12 protein-coding genes are annotated in these 14,775 nt (G+C 66.2%); 10 read left to right on the plus strand and 2 right to left on the minus strand.

The features are described 5' to 3' along the window. Positions 1 to 76 precede the first annotated feature (76 nt). From recF to ACXJMY_RS06465, 10 genes are all read left to right on the plus strand, one after another. Entirely contained in the window at positions 77 to 1,213 is a 1,137-nt protein-coding gene (recF, locus tag ACXJMY_RS06420; RefSeq protein WP_456618467.1) for a DNA replication/repair protein RecF, read from the plus strand. 119 nt (positions 1,214 to 1,332) lie between these two features. Then, complete coding sequence (locus ACXJMY_RS06425; RefSeq protein ID WP_456618468.1) at positions 1,333 to 2,076, plus strand: hypothetical protein; 744 nt, start codon at positions 1,333 to 1,335, stop codon at positions 2,074 to 2,076. A 118-nt stretch (positions 2,077 to 2,194) separates the two neighbouring features. Beyond that, positions 2,195 to 4,363: a hypothetical protein gene (locus tag ACXJMY_RS06430; RefSeq protein WP_456618469.1), complete on the plus strand. Its 2,169-nt coding sequence runs from the start codon at positions 2,195 to 2,197 to the stop codon at positions 4,361 to 4,363. Positions 4,364 to 4,861: 498 nt separating this feature from the next. Beyond that, positions 4,862 to 7,297 (plus strand): DNA topoisomerase (ATP-hydrolyzing) subunit B, encoded by a 2,436-nt coding sequence (gene gyrB / locus ACXJMY_RS06435; RefSeq protein WP_456618470.1) that lies wholly within the window; start codon positions 4,862 to 4,864, stop codon positions 7,295 to 7,297. A 447-nt stretch (positions 7,298 to 7,744) separates the two neighbouring features. Beyond that, complete coding sequence (locus ACXJMY_RS06440; RefSeq protein WP_456618471.1) at positions 7,745 to 8,383, plus strand: phospholipid scramblase-related protein; 639 nt, start codon at positions 7,745 to 7,747, stop codon at positions 8,381 to 8,383. Between the two features lie 91 nt (positions 8,384 to 8,474). Continuing rightward, positions 8,475 to 8,939, plus strand: coding sequence for a hypothetical protein (locus ACXJMY_RS06445; RefSeq protein WP_456618472.1), 465 nt, complete (start codon positions 8,475 to 8,477; stop codon positions 8,937 to 8,939). A gap of 120 nt (positions 8,940 to 9,059) precedes the next feature. Further along, on the plus strand, positions 9,060 to 10,355 hold the full coding sequence (gene murA, locus ACXJMY_RS06450; RefSeq protein WP_456618473.1) for a UDP-N-acetylglucosamine 1-carboxyvinyltransferase: 1,296 nt from the start codon (positions 9,060 to 9,062) through the stop codon (positions 10,353 to 10,355). A 221-nt stretch (positions 10,356 to 10,576) separates the two neighbouring features. Further along, positions 10,577 to 11,971, plus strand: coding sequence for an MATE family efflux transporter (locus ACXJMY_RS06455; protein WP_456618474.1), 1,395 nt, complete (start codon positions 10,577 to 10,579; stop codon positions 11,969 to 11,971). Further along, on the plus strand, positions 11,968 to 12,453 hold the full coding sequence (locus tag ACXJMY_RS06460) for a DUF2867 domain-containing protein (protein ID WP_456618475.1): 486 nt from the start codon (positions 11,968 to 11,970) through the stop codon (positions 12,451 to 12,453). Before ACXJMY_RS06455 ends, ACXJMY_RS06460 begins: the two co-directional genes overlap by 4 nt. Beyond that, positions 12,450 to 13,100: a 2-hydroxychromene-2-carboxylate isomerase gene (locus ACXJMY_RS06465; RefSeq protein ID WP_456618476.1), complete on the plus strand. Its 651-nt coding sequence runs from the start codon at positions 12,450 to 12,452 to the stop codon at positions 13,098 to 13,100. The genes ACXJMY_RS06460 and ACXJMY_RS06465 overlap by 4 nt, the downstream gene beginning before the upstream one ends. A 38-nt stretch (positions 13,101 to 13,138) precedes the next feature. On the opposite strand, the gene ACXJMY_RS06470 is transcribed toward ACXJMY_RS06465, so the two are convergent. Together ACXJMY_RS06470 and ACXJMY_RS06475 are read right to left on the minus strand one after the other, a co-directional pair. Next, positions 13,139 to 13,543 (minus strand): VOC family protein, encoded by a 405-nt coding sequence (locus ACXJMY_RS06470; protein WP_456618477.1) that lies wholly within the window; start codon positions 13,541 to 13,543, stop codon positions 13,139 to 13,141. Positions 13,544 to 13,632: 89 nt separating this feature from the next. After that, entirely contained in the window at positions 13,633 to 14,748 is a 1,116-nt protein-coding gene (locus ACXJMY_RS06475) for an FUSC family protein (protein WP_456618478.1), read from the minus strand. Positions 14,749 to 14,775: the final 27 nt, after the last annotated feature.

Below are 14,775 nucleotides of genomic sequence, written 5' to 3' on the forward strand. Positions count from 1 at the left end.
CCCGGCCATCCACGTCTTGGGAGACTGAGAACGTGGATGCCCGGCACAAGGCCGGGCATGACGGAAAACGGATCATATGACCCCCTCCCGCATTCATCGCCTGACGCTGACGCATTTTCGCAATTACCGGGCTGCGGGGCTCGAGACGGCGGCTGACATGGTGGCGCTGGTCGGGCCGAACGGTGCGGGCAAGACCAATTGCATCGAGGCGATCTCGTTTCTGTCGCCGGGCCGCGGCTTGCGGCGGGCGACGCTGGACGACGTCGCCGACAACCAGGGCGACGGCTCCTGGGCGGTCTCCGCGCAGGTCGAGGGCGCGCTGGGGCTCGCCACGCTCGGCACCGGCATCGACGCACCGCTCCCCGACAGCGCGGTGAGCCGGCGCTGCCGCATCGACCGCGAGCCGGTCAATTCGGCGACCGCCTTCGGCGACCACATCCGCATGGTATGGCTGACGCCGGCGATGGACGGGCTGTTCATGGGCGCGGGCTCGGAGCGGCGGCGCTTTTTCGACCGTCTGGTGCTGGCGATCGACAGCGAGCATTCCAGCCGCATCAATGCTCTTGAACGCTCGCTCCGTTCGCGCAACCGCCTGCTCGAGGTGCGCAATTACGACGACCATTGGTGCGACGCGATCGAGCGCGAGACCGCCGAGCTCGCGGTCGCGGTGGCGGCGACGCGCGGCCAGACCGCGGCGCGGCTGACCGGCATGCTGAACGCCCGCGCGCAACAATCCGCCTTCCCGTCGGCGCAGATCGCGCTCGACAGCTGGATGGAGAACGCGCTGCTGACCGAGACCGCCACCGCGGTCGAGGACCGCTACCGCCAGATCCTGCGCGACAACCGCCCGCGCGACGCCATCGCCGGCCGCACTACGGACGGGCCGCATCTCACCGATCTCCAGGTGATCTATGCGCCGAAGAGCATGCCGGCGCGCGACGCCTCGACCGGCGAGCAGAAGGCGCTGCTGATCGGCCTCGTGCTGGCGCATGCGACGCTGGTGGCCGAGATGACCGGCATCGTGCCGCTGCTGCTGCTCGACGAGGTCGTCGCCCATCTCGATCCGAACCGGCGCAGCGCGCTGTTCGCGGAGCTCCGCAAGCTCGGCGCGCAGGTGTGGCTGACCGGCGCGGACCCGGCCGCCTTCGCCGAGATCGGCGCCGGCGGCGAAGTCTTTGACGTCGAGAACGGGCAGGTTCGCACGCGCCGCTAGGTGCCGCTCTTGAACCTGCCCGGTTCAGGCTGCGACTAGTTGCCAGAGGCCGCGCCGGCGCTGTCGCAGCCGTAGCCCATCGCGCAATGACATCACGCGCGACATCTCTGGAGAGACAGATGCGGACGGTAATGCCCGGGGCGCAAGCCTCGGCACGATGGCGGGCATTTGCGTGCGGCCTCGTTTTCCTCGCGATCTGCATGCTCGCGGCAAGCGCCAGCGCATGGGTGCCGCGTGTGTCGTCGCTGTTCGCGGCCGAGCTGACGCCGGATCCCGACACCAAGCTGCCCGCGCCGACCCGCTACAGTTACCGCGGAATTCACACCACCATCGTCGCGGGCGTTGAGACGCCGCTCCGCACCAGGCTGGAGGCGACCGTGCCCGCCGAGCTCGGCGATGTCCTCGCCTTCTACCGCACCGAGCTCGGCAAGCTCGGCTGGCAGGAGCAGCACGATGGCGCGGTGGTCTCCGCCGATCACATCCAGCTCGCCTTCGTCTCCCCGCTCGGACCCGGCATGCTGGCGCTCGACCGCAAGGACTCCAGCACCAGGGTTGACCTCGTGCAGAAGAACGCATCCGTCGCGACCAACGCGAACGTCATGCCCGAGCCCGGCCAGGCGATGCTGGTGTTCTCCAATATCAGCGATACGGACGCCACGCTCACGATCAACGACCGGACCCTGAAGCGTGCCGCCGGCACCCGCGCGGTGTCGCTGGATCTGCAGCCCGGCAAATATTCCTACGAGGTGAACGTGCCGGGCCATCCAGCCACCACGCATATCCTCGACTTCGCGGCCGGCGATACCTGGGAGCTCACCGTCGGGCGCGACGGAGAGGCATGGTCGCCGCTCCTGCTGTATTGAGCCCCGTTGAACCTGCCCGGTTCCCGCCGCGACTAGTTGTCTGAGGCCGCGCCGACGGTGTCGCAGCCTGCAATCGCGCGAGGATTGAAGACCCGCGCGAAATCCAGGAGTTTTGACGATGTCGATGAAACGGCGCGGGGCGCAAGTCCCGGCAAGATGGCTGCTGCTTGCCTGTGGCGTTCTCGCGATGGCGAGCACCCCGCTTTCCGCGCGCGCGGCGGACGACGGCATCGTCGACGTCCACGCGCTGCCGCAGCTCGAGGGTGCGGTGGAAGACACCTCGCGCCCCGATCCCTATCGCGTGGAATATCGCATGCCGACGCCGCAAGCCGTGACATCGCCGGCGGTGAAAAAGCTCCTCAGCGCTGCGGGATGGGTGCCCTATGTGCGGCCGCTGGAGGAGAACAGCACCACGCTGAATTTCAGGAAGGGAAGGCAGGGCCTTTCGGTCTATCTCACGCAAGCCCTCGGCCGGCCCGACCAGACCGTGGTCCACTACTCGACCGACCGGATCTATTCGAACGTGCCGTTCCCTGACGGCGCGAGCGACATCATGTTCGACGGCACAAGGCCCTATCTCGGCTGCATTGCGCCCGGCGCGCTCGATGCGACGTCGGATTTCTGCGCCAGCCAGATGGCCGCGATCGGCTGGCAGAAACTCACGCCGGAAACCGCCGCACGCTGGACGACCAGCCTGGATCAGACCGTTCCCAACGGCCTGCGCGCGTTCTACGCGCACCCTGATAGCAAGGACACCGGCTTCTACCAGCAGAAGCCGGTCATGCTGACGCTGACGCGCCGCGACGACGGCCGCACCAATGTGGACATCCGGGTCGCGCCCTTCGCCTTGCCCAGCGAGCTCAAAGCCGATGACGATCTTGCCGGCCTGCCACGGCCGAATCCGACCAAGACGGCCAGGGGCATCGGCAGCGCAAGCTCCAACAAGCGCGAGATGACGGCCGCCGCGATGGCGGAGCTGCCCGCGGTGCTCGCCTTCTATCATCGCGAGCTCGCCGCGCGCGGCTGGCAGGAGAACGGCAATGCGCCGCTCGCAGCCGGCGACGAGGTGGCGATCAAGATCTCCTCGGTGGAGGAAACCGGCGTGCTGCGGCTCGGCCGCAAATATGATTTCACCATGGTCAGCCTGACCGCGCAGGTGAAGGAGGAGGCGCTTGCCGCCCGCGCCAGGGCGAAGAAGGACGCCGACGACAAGTTCCTTGGCGATGCGTTGGGCGCGGCCCAGCAGCTCATCGCCGCGGATGAAGCCAAGCGCAAGGTGCAGGCGGCCGCGCTGTCCGACGCGTCGCTCAATGCGCTCGCCGACACCACGACGCCGGTGCCGCTGCCCGAAAACGCCGAAGGCGTGAAATTCGCGGGCGACGACGGCCGGCTCGAATTCTCCTCCACCTCGAGCGTGAAAGCGCTCACCGCGTTCTATCGCGCCGCGCTGAGGCCCGCAGGCTGGAAGGAGCAGCCCTCCGTCATCAACCAGCCCAACATGGCGGTGATGGCGTTCTCGAAAGGCGGCAAGTCGATCTCGATGACCGTGATGCAGATGGGCCCGAAGGTGAGTGTCCGCGCCGACGGATCGGGCCTGGTGATGGCCGCGGCCAAGGCTGAGAGCAAGGCTGCGGCCGGCACGGAGATGCAGGCCAGGTCCTCCGAGCCGCTGAAGCCCGATACCGAATCCCAACTCCCGGTGCCGACGCAGCGTTCGTCGACCTCGCTCGCGTCCACGAAAATGCCGGGCAGCGAGACGCCGTTCCGCCGCGAGCTGGAGGCCAGCATCCCGGCCCCGCTCGGCGACGTCCTGGCGTTCTACCGTGCGGAGCTTTCCAAGCTCGGCTGGCAGGAAAAGGCCGACGGCGCGACCGTGTCCGCAGAACGCGCGCAGATCGCCTTCACCTCGCCGCTGGGCCCGGCCGTGCTCAAGCTCGGCCGCGCCAAGGGCGAGACCATTGTCAATCTGGTGCAGAAGAATCCGGATGCCGCAACCAAGGCCGACATCATGCCGAAGGCGGGACAGGCCAGGCTGATGCTCGGCAATATCGGACCGAAGGACGCGGCGCTGACGATCAACAATCAGACGGTGAAGGTCGCGGCCGGCGCCGGCGGCCCGCAATCGCAGAAAGGCCCGATGCTCGACCTGCCGCCCGGCAAGTATCAGTACGCGTTGCGCCTGCCCGGGCACCCCGTCCGCACCGAGAGCCTGACCGTCGCCGCCGGCGACGCCTGGGGCCTCATGGTAGGGCCAACCGGCGACGTGCTGCCGCTTCAGATGTATTGAGCCGCCACGCAACAGGTGCGCTCCCTCTCCCGCTTGCGGGAGAGGGTTGGGGTGAGGGAGCCTCCACAATGGACACTTCCAATGTGGAGAGAGCCCGCACCCGGCGCTTTGCCATAGCCGAGGCTTCGCCTCGGCGTTGCTTGAGAACGGCCGCCGAAGGCGGCCTATGCCTCCCCCGCAAGCGGGAGAGGTTGCAGCGAGCCCGTGGCCCGACCAACTCCACCAAGGACCAATGCTCCAACCGGCACCTCGGAACCACCCTCTCCACCCGCAAAAAACACGCCTTTCAGAGCCCCAAAACGGGCCCTCGAATCGCGCTTTTTGCAGTGCCCAGAATCGGCCTTCGAGAGGCTTGAAAACCGGCTAAAAAACCCTATCTGCTCAAAGGGTTGCCGGAGGATACTTTGCGCTAGGCGCAATCTGTCTTTCATGGCACAAATAGCCTGCAAATCAGCGCCTTTTGCGCCGCTGATTCGGGCGACATCTCGAAGGCCTCTCATGACAGAACCTGCTCGGCAGACGCCTGCCGAAAACGAACCCTCAAATCCGAGCGATTACGGTGCGGAATCGATCCGGGTGCTCAAGGGTCTCGATGCCGTCCGCAAGCGCCCGGGCATGTATATCGGCGACACCGACGACGGGTCCGGCCTGCACCACATGGTCTACGAGGTCGTCGACAACGCCATCGACGAGGCGCTCGCGGGCCACGCCACGCGCGTCGACGTGATCCTCAATGCCGACAATTCCGTCACCGTGCGCGACGACGGCCGCGGTATTCCCGTCGACATCCACAAGGGCGAAGGCATCTCGGCGGCCGAGGTCATCATGACCCAGCTCCATGCCGGCGGAAAATTCGACCAGAACTCCTACAAGGTCTCCGGCGGTCTGCACGGTGTCGGCGTCTCCGTCGTCAACGCGCTGTCGAGCAAGCTCGGCTTGCGGATCTGGCGCGACAACAAGGAGCACTACATCGAGTTCGCCCATGGCGATGCCGTCGCCCCGCTGGTGGTGGTCGGCGACGCGCCCGGCAGGCGCGGCACCGAGGTGACGTTCCAGGCCTCGACGGAAACCTTCAAGAACATCGAGTATGATTTCGCGACGCTCGAGCACCGGCTGCGCGAGCTCGCCTTCCTCAATTCCGGCGTCAACATCGCCCTCTCCGACATGCGCCACGCGGTCGAGAAGCGCGAGGAGATGCACTATTCCGGCGGCGTCGAGGAGTTCGTCAAATATCTCGACCGCAACAAGAAGGCGATCGTGCCGGCGCCGATCATGGTGCGCGCGGAGGCCAACGGCATCGGCGTCGAGGCCGCGCTGTGGTGGAACGACAGCTACCACGAGAACGTGCTGTGCTTCACCAACAACATCCCGCAGCGCGACGGCGGCACCCATCTCGCCGGCTTCCGCGGCGCGCTGACGCGCCAGGTCAACGGCTATGCCGAGGCCAACGCGAAAAAGGAAAAGATCGCGCTGACCGGCGACGATTGCCGCGAAGGCCTCACCGCCGTGCTGTCGGTGAAGGTGCCGGACCCGAAATTCTCGTCGCAGACCAAGGACAAGCTGGTGTCCTCGGAAGTGCGCCCCGTGGTCGAGAACGTGCTGAACGAAGCGCTCCAGGCCTGGTTCGAGGAGCACCCGTCCGAAGCCAAGATGATCGTCGGCAAGGTGATCCAGGCCGCGGCCGCCCGCGAAGCCGCGCGAAAAGCGCGCGAGCTGACGCGCAAGAGCCCGCTCTCGGTCTCCTCGCTCCCCGGCAAGCTCGCCGACTGCCAGGAAAAGGACCCGGCGAAATCCGAGCTCTTCATCGTCGAGGGTGACTCGGCAGGCGGCAGCGCCAAGCAGGGCCGCAACCGCGAATTCCAGGCGGTGCTGCCGCTGCGCGGCAAGATCCTCAACGTGGAGCGCGTGCGCCCCGACAAGATGCTGGGAAGCGAGCAGATCGGCACGCTGATCACCGCGCTCGGCACCGGCATCAGCGACGAGTTCTCGATCGAGAAGCTGCGCTATCACAAGATCATCGTGATGACGGACGCCGACGTCGACGGCGCCCACATCCGCACGCTGCTGCTGACGTTCTTCTACCGGCAGATGCGCGACATCATCGATGGCGGCTATCTCTATATCGCCCAGCCGCCGCTCTATAAGGTCTCGCGCGGCAAGTCCGAGCAGTATTTGAAGGACGAGCGGGCGCTCGAAGATTATCTGATCGATACCGGGCTCGATGACTGCGTCTACATTCCCGGCAACGGCGGCGACCGCACCGGCCGCGACCTGCGTTCGCTGGTCGACGATGCCCGGACGGTCCGCAGCGTCCTGCGCAATTTGCACAGCCGCTACAATCGCAAGGTGATCGAGCAGGCCGCCATCACCGGCGTGCTCAACAAGGCGATCTATGGCGATCCGGAAAAAGCGGCTGCTGCCGCGCAGTACATCGCCGGCCGGCTGGACAACCAGGCCGAGGAGGTCGAGCGCGGCTGGGTCGGCCAGTATGTGGAAGGCCAGGGTTTCCAGTTCGAGCGCACGGTGCGCGGCGTCAAGGAAGCCGCCCTCATCGACGACGCCTTCCTGGGCTCGGTCGAGGCGCGCAAGCTCGACGAGTACACCGTGAAGCTGCAGGACGTCTATGCCCGCCCCGGCAAGCTGCGGCGCAAGGATGTCGAGCTCCCCGTCCACGGCCCGGTCGATCTGTTCGAAGCGGTCACCGACGCCGGCCGCAAGGGCGTCACGCTGCAGCGCTACAAAGGTCTGGGCGAGATGAACCCGGAACAGCTCTGGGAGACGACGCTGGATATCAATGTGCGCTCGCTGCTCCAGGTGAAGGTCAAGGAGGTCGACGAGGCCGACGACATCTTCACCAAGCTGATGGGCGACGTGGTCGAGCCGCGCCGCGACTTCATCCAGGAACATTCGCTGAGCGCGACCATCGATATCTGAGGCCGAAGGGCTTTAGATTAAAGCTACTAGCCACACACTCGCTGCAACCTCTCCCGCTTGCGGGGGAGGCGTAGGTCGCCTTCGGCGGCCGTCCTCTCAAAAGACGCCGAGGCAGAGCCTCGGCTATGGCGAAGCGCCGGGTGGGGGCTCTCTCCACCTAGGGACTATCTCGATCGTGGAGACACCCTCTCCCCAGCCCTCCCCCGCAAGCGGGGGGGGAGCGCACCACCGTTCGCGGCAACACCGAACGTGGCCCTGTCGCGCTCTAGACCCGCCGCGTGCCCCTGAACCTCACCCCCCGCAATCGCGACCAAGTGGCGTAGACCCATTGGCCACCTGCCGCGTTGCCGGCGCGAATTTCCCTCAGCACGTTGGACGAGAGCCCCGGAGCCGAAGTGCGAGCCGGTGCGATGGACCGAGGGTAATCTTGGAAAAGGTCCGAACGAAATGTTGCCGATACTAGCCGAGCAGAGCCGAATGTACGTGAAGCAGGTCTTCGAAATGGCCGAGATCTTCGGCTTCGAAACCCGCAACAAATATCGCATCTGCGATGAAAATGGCCACGATCTGCTCTATGCGGCCGAACAGCAAAAGGGAATTCTCGGCTTCTTGTGGCGCCAGGCATTTGGGCATTGGCGCTCCTTTGAGCTTCATTTTTTCGACAATGCTCGACAACCGGTCGTGCGCGGGATTCATCCCTTCCGCTTGTTCTTTCAGTGTCTGGAGCTGCGGTCGCGCGACGGCCGCCTGATTGGAAACATCGAGCGTCAGTTTTCGATCTTGACCAAGAGCTTCCATGTGCACGACGCGCAGGGGAGAGTGGTGCTCGAAGTCAGTTCGCCATTTTGGCGCGTATGGACCTTTCCGTTTATGCGCGGAGGGCGAGAGCACGCGCGCGTTGCGAAAAAATGGTCTGGCCTCGGCTATGAACTGTTCACGGACCGCGATAGTTTTCTGGTGGAATATTTAGAACCCGGCCTGACAGACGATGAGCGAGCCCTGATTCTTGCAGCTGCGATCTACATCGATCTCATGTATTTCGAAGTCAAAGGCGAGGGCGGCGCAATCAATTTGTTCCGCAATTGACGCGCGTGGCACCCCCTGAACCTCACCACCCGCAATCGCGACGAAATGGCTTAGATCCATTGGGCCCGTTCCGGCCGGGAAACGCTGTGTCATGAGTGCGCCCGCATTGAAGCCTGCTATCCCCTCGCTCCGCCTTGGCGTGATCGGGAGCCTCATCGGCCTGCTGGCCTTCATTGCAGCCGTTCTGCCGCACTGGGTCGTGCCGATCGTGTATCCGCCGCCACCGGTTGACCAGGTGGTCGTCGACACCGGACACCGCATCAAGGACCGCATCATCGCACGCGTGAAGGGCGTGGAGTATCAGGCGCCGAAGGTCGAGAAATCGGCCGGCAGAAGCTGGAGCGAACCGGCTTCCGTCACCGCAATTTCGCTCGGCCTGCTCGCCATTCTGCTCTCGGTCCTCTCGTTGATATTCAGAGAGGAGCGCCTATTTGCCGCCGTCGCCGCCACGCTCGGCACCGGCGCCATCGCGGTCGAGATATCCTTCGTCGTGATCGGCGCATTGATCCTGATCGCGATCCTCTATGTGGTGGCGAACATTATCGGCCTGTTCTGAGCCTCTCCGGGGCTGACCAACGGGCCTGAGCCTCGGCCAGCAATTGCTACCGCGCTCAATTCTCTGTATTTTCCGCTCCCGAAGCAGCCCCGCCCCACCCACAGGAAGCGAGAGACCCAAGTGGCGCCCATCCAGTACATCGTCGAGGGCGGTCACCGGCTCTCGGGCTCGATCGAGCCGTCCGGCAACAAGAATTCGGCGCTGCCGATCATTGCGGCCGCCCTGCTCACCGAGCATCCGGTGACGCTGGAGAACGTGCCGCGCATCCGTGACACCGAGACGCTGGTCGAGCTGATCCGCTCGGTCGGCGCGTCCGCGGAATGGACCGCCCGCAATACGCTTCATATCCACGCCAAGAGCATCCGCGCCGCCGACCTCGACCCCGAGCTTTGCGTCCGCATCCGCGCCTCGATCCTGCTCGCGGGCCCCCTGCTCGCCCGCTGCGGCGAAGTGATGCTGCCGCCGCCCGGCGGCGACGTCATCGGCCGGCGCCGGCTCGACACCCACGTGCTCGCGCTCGAACAGCTCGGGGCCAAGGTCACCGCCACCGACCGGCTCGAATTCCGCGCGCCAAAGCTCGCCGGTGCGGACGTATTCCTGGACGAGCCGAGCGTCACCGCGACCGAGAACGCGCTGGTGGCGGCGGTTGCCGCCGACGGCACCACCTATTTGCGCAACGCGGCCTCCGAGCCGCATGTGCAGGACCTTGCCAATTTCCTGGTCGCGCTCGGTGCGAAGATCGAAGGGATCGGCACCAACACCATGATCGTGCACGGGCCGGCGACGCTGGGGGCTGCGACCTACCGGATCCAGCCCGACCATATCGAGGTCGGCTCGCTGATCGGGCTTGCCGCCGTGACGCGCTCGCCGCTCCGCATCACCCGCGCCGGGGTCGAGCATCTGCGCTCGATCCGCATGGGTTTTGAGCGGCTCGGCATCGTCTGCCGGGTCGAGGGCGACGATTTGATCGTGCCCTCGAACCAGACGCTGAAGATCCAGGACGATTTCGGCGGCCACGTGCCGAAGCTGGAGGACCAGCCCTGGCCGGCTTTCCCGGCCGACCTGATGTCGATCGCGATCGTCACCGCCACGCAATGCGAGGGCGTGATCCTGATGTTCGAGAAGATGTTCGAATCCCGGATGTTCTTCGTCGACAAGCTGATCGCGATGGGCGCGCGCATCGTGCTGTGCGATCCGCATCGCGCCATCATCGCAGGCCCGAGCCGGCTGCGCGGCGCATCGATGATCTCGCCCGACATCCGCGCCGGCATGGCCATGCTGCTGGCCGCCGTCTGCGCCGAGGGCACCTCGACGATCAACAACGCCGACCAGATCGAGCGCGGCTATGAGCGCATCGACGAGCGGCTGAACGCGCTGGGCGCGAAGATCAAGCGCGTGCCGGAAAGGAAGAGCTGAGGGCTCTTCGCCTCTCCCCGCCTGCGGGGAGAGGCCGACGCGCGCCGAGCGATGCGGAGCATCGTCCGGAGCGCGGCGGGTGAGGGGGAATCTCCGCGAGTCCAACTGTCACCATTTTTGCGGATGCAGCCCCTCACCCCGACCCTCTCCCCGTAAGAACGGGGAGAGGGAGAAGAGACACGGGCCATGTTTTCGACGTGTGGCTGTGTTATTGACCGGCCATGCTCGACACTGTCCAGCCGCGTCCGCAGCCGCAATCCGGCGTGCCGCAAAACCATCTCGCCGATGAGCTCGTCGAGACGTTGCGGCTGGCCGTGCCGATGATGCTGACGCAGCTCGGGCAGATCGCGATGATCACGACCGATCTGGCGCTGATCGGACGGCTCGGCGAGAGCGCCGTCGCGGCGGCCGCTCTGGCCCATACGGTCTATTTCGTCAGCTTCACCTTCGGGCTCGGGCTGATGGCTGCGGTGTCGCCGCTGGCTGCGCAGGCCTTTGGCGCCGGCGACATCAGGCGCATCCGCCGCTCCCTGCGCGTCGGCCTATGGGTCGCGCTCTTGATCTCGCTGCCGATGATGGCCTCGCCGCTCTATGGCGAGCACATCCTGCTGGCGCTCGGACAGGCGCCGCAATCGGCCGCGCTCGCCCAGCGCTATCTGAACGGGCTGGCCTGGGGCATCGCGCCGGCGCTCGGCTTCATCGCGCTGCGCAGCATGATGAGCGCGGTGAACCGGCCGCAGGCGCCGCTCTGGATCACGCTCGCGGCGATCCCCGTCAATGCCGCGCTGGTCTATGCCCTGATCCACGGCCTGTTCGGCCTGCCGGAGCTCGGCCTGTTCGGCGCCGGGCTTGCCACCGCACTCGTCAATCTCGGCACTTTCGTCGCCGCACTCGCCATTGCAGGGCTGCGCAAGCCGTTTGCCGACTATCATCCGCTCGCCCATCTCTGGCGGATCGACTGGCCACTGATGCGCCAGCTCATCGTCATCGGCGCCCCGATTTCGTTATCCCTGCTGATGGAATATGGCCTGTTCTCCTCGGCCGCATTGCTGATGGGGCTGATCTCGACCACGGCGCTCGCCGCACACCAGATCGCGCTCCAGGTCACGGCCGTGCTGTTCATGGTCCCGCTCGGCATCGGCATGGCGGCGACGGTGCGGGTCGGCCATGCCTTCGGCCGCAACGAGCCCCGCGCGGTGAAGCGCGCAGGGCTGGTCGCAGCCATGCTCGGGGTCGCGCTGGTTTCCGCGCTGACCATTGCCATCATCCTCGGCCGTTATCAGCTGGGACGGCTGTTCTTCGGCAGCGGCGCAGAGAGCGCGGCGACCGTCGAGCTGACGGCAACGCTGCTGGTGGTCGGCGCGACCTTCTTCATCGCCGACGGCCTCCAGACCATCATGGGCGGCGCGCTGCGCGGCATCAATGACACCAGGATGACGCTGGTGTTCGCGGCAATCGGCTATTGGGGCGTCGCCTTCCCCATCGCCTGGGTGCTGGCCTTCAACGCCGGGCTCGGCGCCGTCGGCGTCTGGATCGGGTTCTCGATCGGGACGTTCGTCTATGCCGGGCTTCTGATCTTGCGCTTCCGGCGATTGACGCGCAGATTGGGCGCATGACGCCCGTCCGCGAAGTCACCCCCGAGGTCGATGCCGGCGCGCTGCTGGCCGGCGCGCAATTCGTCGACGCCTATCGTGTCGCAATCGGCGCGACCGGCCTCGATGCGCGGCAGGCCTGCACCCGGATGGTGCTGCACTGGCCGCGCTGGATCAGCGTGCTCGTGGGCTTGCGCAACATCATCGTCGCGCCGTTCGGGCTGAAAACATCGGGCGAAGGCATGCCGGCACCCGGCGGCATGATCGGCCTGTTTCCGGTGGTCAGCGAGACGCCGGACCGGCTGGTGGCCGGCTTCAACGACTACCACCTCGATTTCCGCCTCGTGGTCGACGTGACCGGTGACGCGGCGAACCGGCAGGTGACGTCGACCACGCTGGTGCGGACGAATAATCTGTTGGGGCGGACCTATCTCACGCTGATCATGCCCTTCCACAAGCTGGTGGTGCGCAGCATGATGGGAGCGATCGTCGAGCCGGCCCGATGACGCTGTCAGTCGACCTCTTCTTCTCGTTCCGCAGCCCCTTCAGCTATCTGGCGCTGCCGAAGACGCTGAAGCTGGTCGCGGAGTATGATCTCGCGGTGAATTTGCGCCCGGTCTATCCGCTGGCGGTGCGCGTGCCCGGCTTCTTCAAGAAGGCCAGCCCGAACTTCATTCGCTATGTGGTGCTGGACTCACGCCGCGTCGCCGAGCACGAGGGCATTCCGTTCCGGTTTCCGCGGCCTGATCCGATCGTCCAGGATCTGACGACGCTCGAGGTCGCGACCGAGCAGCCCTACATCCATCGCCTGACCCGGCTCGGCGCCATGGCGCAGCTCGAAGGCCGCTCGCTCGCTTTTACCAACGCGATCGCGCGCGTGCTGTGGGACGGCTCGGTGACGGGCTGGAACGAGGGCGACCACCTCGCGCGCGCCGCCGAAAAAGCCGGCTTCGACCTCGCCGCGATGGATGCGGCGATCAGCGCCGATCCGGATCGCTACGAGCAGGTGATCGCGGGAAACGAGAAGGACCACGCGGCGTCAGGCCATTGGGGCGTGCCGACCTTCGTGTTCGAGAACGAGCCGTTCTTCGGCCAGGACCGCATCGATCTCCTGCTCTGGCGCATGGTGGCTAAGGGCCTGATGCGGCGATAGGGCGTGTGCTCCCTCGACGAAGGCGACGCAGCCGCCCGTCAATTTCGCACCGGCTGCCCCACCCCGAGCAAGTTACCTTCGCTGTCGCGAAACCACGCGCCCCGCTCTCCAACACCCTTGCTGGGGTAGTTTCCCGCAATCTCGGCAATCCCATCGACGGTCTTAAGGCCGGGCAGGTCGTACTCCTCGAACGCGACACCCCGCGCGCGAAGCTCGCGTACGGTTGCCGCGATATCCTCGACTTCCCATCCCATCTGTGTGTGCGTGCCGGATTGCATTCCGGCCGAGATGAATATCGCAAACTCGCCGCCCGCGCAGATATAGCGGAGTCCGCCCGCACGCTCCTCTATCGGCTCGAGCCCGAGTTTCTCGGCGTAGAATGCCCGCGCACGGTTCAGGTCTTTTGCCGGAAGCCGGGTTGCCACCTTCGCGTTCCCTAGCATGCTCTCCCCTTTCTTCGTCTTGAGCTCGTTGACCGGTTCTACGGCACTGTGCTGTCGGCAGCCGAACGCTGCTGAGTATACACCCAGGCTCACTCCGCCACGCGCGCGGGCTTGTCGCTCGCCGCCTCCGACCATTCGCCGACGACGCGATCGAGATCGCAGAGATTCTGGTGCATCTGCTCCAGCGAGAAGCCGATCGCGAAAAAACGCTCGGCGGTATCACCGGGCTGGCCGCGGATCAGGCCGTCCTGGCGGACGGCGGCGACGGCCTCGGCGTAATGCTGGAGCGCGACGTGCACGGGATGGATCGGCGGCGCGCCGGCGCCGGCCCGCAGCGCTTCGGCTGCGGACTTCAGAAAGCGTGCGATCGCCGCGTTGACCTCGGCGAGCGGCGCGGCGAGCCTGATCTGCACGTCGGCCGGCAGCGGCACCACCGTGGCGCGGCCGATCATCACGACGTCATGGCGCAGCCGCAGGATCGTGCGCAGCAACGGGCCGGTGTCGGGGCCGCTCGACAGACGCGCGGCGCGCTCGCGTTCGGCCTCGGCGCCGGTGGCGTTGAGACCGACCATCGCGGTCCCGATGCCGTCCTGGATCCGGTGCAGCGCGTCGTTGTCGCGGCCGCGCGTGAGGCCCGCCAATAGTTCGGTGAGGGCCTCGGCGATCAATTCGAGCAGCTTCGCCGCGCTGGCGCGGATCTGCCGCACCGCGCGCGACGGCAGCACCAGGAAGGAGACCAGCAGGCCCGTGATGGCGCCGACGCCGACTTCGCTGACGCGATCGATCGCCGAGGTCATGGGATCGGAGTGATGCATGGTCGGAACCAGCAGCACGATGATGGCGGTCACCGTGGCGGCGTTGAGGCTCGGATTGATCGCGGCAACGAAGGCGAGCGGCGCGACCGCCAGCACCAGCAGCCCCAACAACCCGACTTCGGTCGAATAGGGGATCAGGATCGCGATGGCGCCGCCATAAATGGCACCGCCGATCGTGCCGAGCACGTAGTCGCGCGTCGCCTTCAGGGAGCGGCCGACGCTCATCTGGGTCACGATCAGCGAGGTCAGGACCGCCCAGAGCGGCAGCAGCAGATGCAGCGCGGTTGCGATGGCATAGGCCGCCACCGCGGCCACCGTGACCCGGATCGCCAATCCGAGTTGCGTTCGCCGCGACCAGACCCGGTCGAACAGCTGTTTTGCAGATGCCATCGTCAGACGTCCCGATCCTTTTGAAGC

Source organism: Bradyrhizobium sp. P5_C12 (assembly GCF_054049735.1).

What these genes read in the sequence shown, in the direction of transcription:
- recF (WP_456618467.1), top strand. Translation starts at nt 77, where the DNA reads ATGACCCCCTCCCGCATTCATCGCCTGACGCTGACGCATTTTCGCAAT.
- ACXJMY_RS06425 (WP_456618468.1), top strand. Translation starts at nt 1,333, where the DNA reads ATGCGGACGGTAATGCCCGGGGCGCAAGCCTCGGCACGATGGCGGGCA.
- ACXJMY_RS06430 (WP_456618469.1), top strand. Translation starts at nt 2,195, where the DNA reads ATGTCGATGAAACGGCGCGGGGCGCAAGTCCCGGCAAGATGGCTGCTG.
- gyrB (WP_456618470.1), top strand. Translation starts at nt 4,862, where the DNA reads ATGACAGAACCTGCTCGGCAGACGCCTGCCGAAAACGAACCCTCAAAT.
- ACXJMY_RS06440 (WP_456618471.1), top strand. Translation starts at nt 7,745, where the DNA reads ATGTTGCCGATACTAGCCGAGCAGAGCCGAATGTACGTGAAGCAGGTC.
- ACXJMY_RS06445 (WP_456618472.1), top strand. Translation starts at nt 8,475, where the DNA reads ATGAGTGCGCCCGCATTGAAGCCTGCTATCCCCTCGCTCCGCCTTGGC.
- ACXJMY_RS06455 (WP_456618474.1), top strand. Translation starts at nt 10,577, where the DNA reads ATGCTCGACACTGTCCAGCCGCGTCCGCAGCCGCAATCCGGCGTGCCG.
- ACXJMY_RS06460 (WP_456618475.1), top strand. Translation starts at nt 11,968, where the DNA reads ATGACGCCCGTCCGCGAAGTCACCCCCGAGGTCGATGCCGGCGCGCTG.
- ACXJMY_RS06465 (WP_456618476.1), top strand. Translation starts at nt 12,450, where the DNA reads ATGACGCTGTCAGTCGACCTCTTCTTCTCGTTCCGCAGCCCCTTCAGC.
- ACXJMY_RS06470 (WP_456618477.1), bottom strand. Translation starts at nt 13,543, where the DNA reads ATGCTAGGGAACGCGAAGGTGGCAACCCGGCTTCCGGCAAAAGACCTG.
- ACXJMY_RS06475 (WP_456618478.1), bottom strand. Translation starts at nt 14,748, where the DNA reads ATGGCATCTGCAAAACAGCTGTTCGACCGGGTCTGGTCGCGGCGAACG.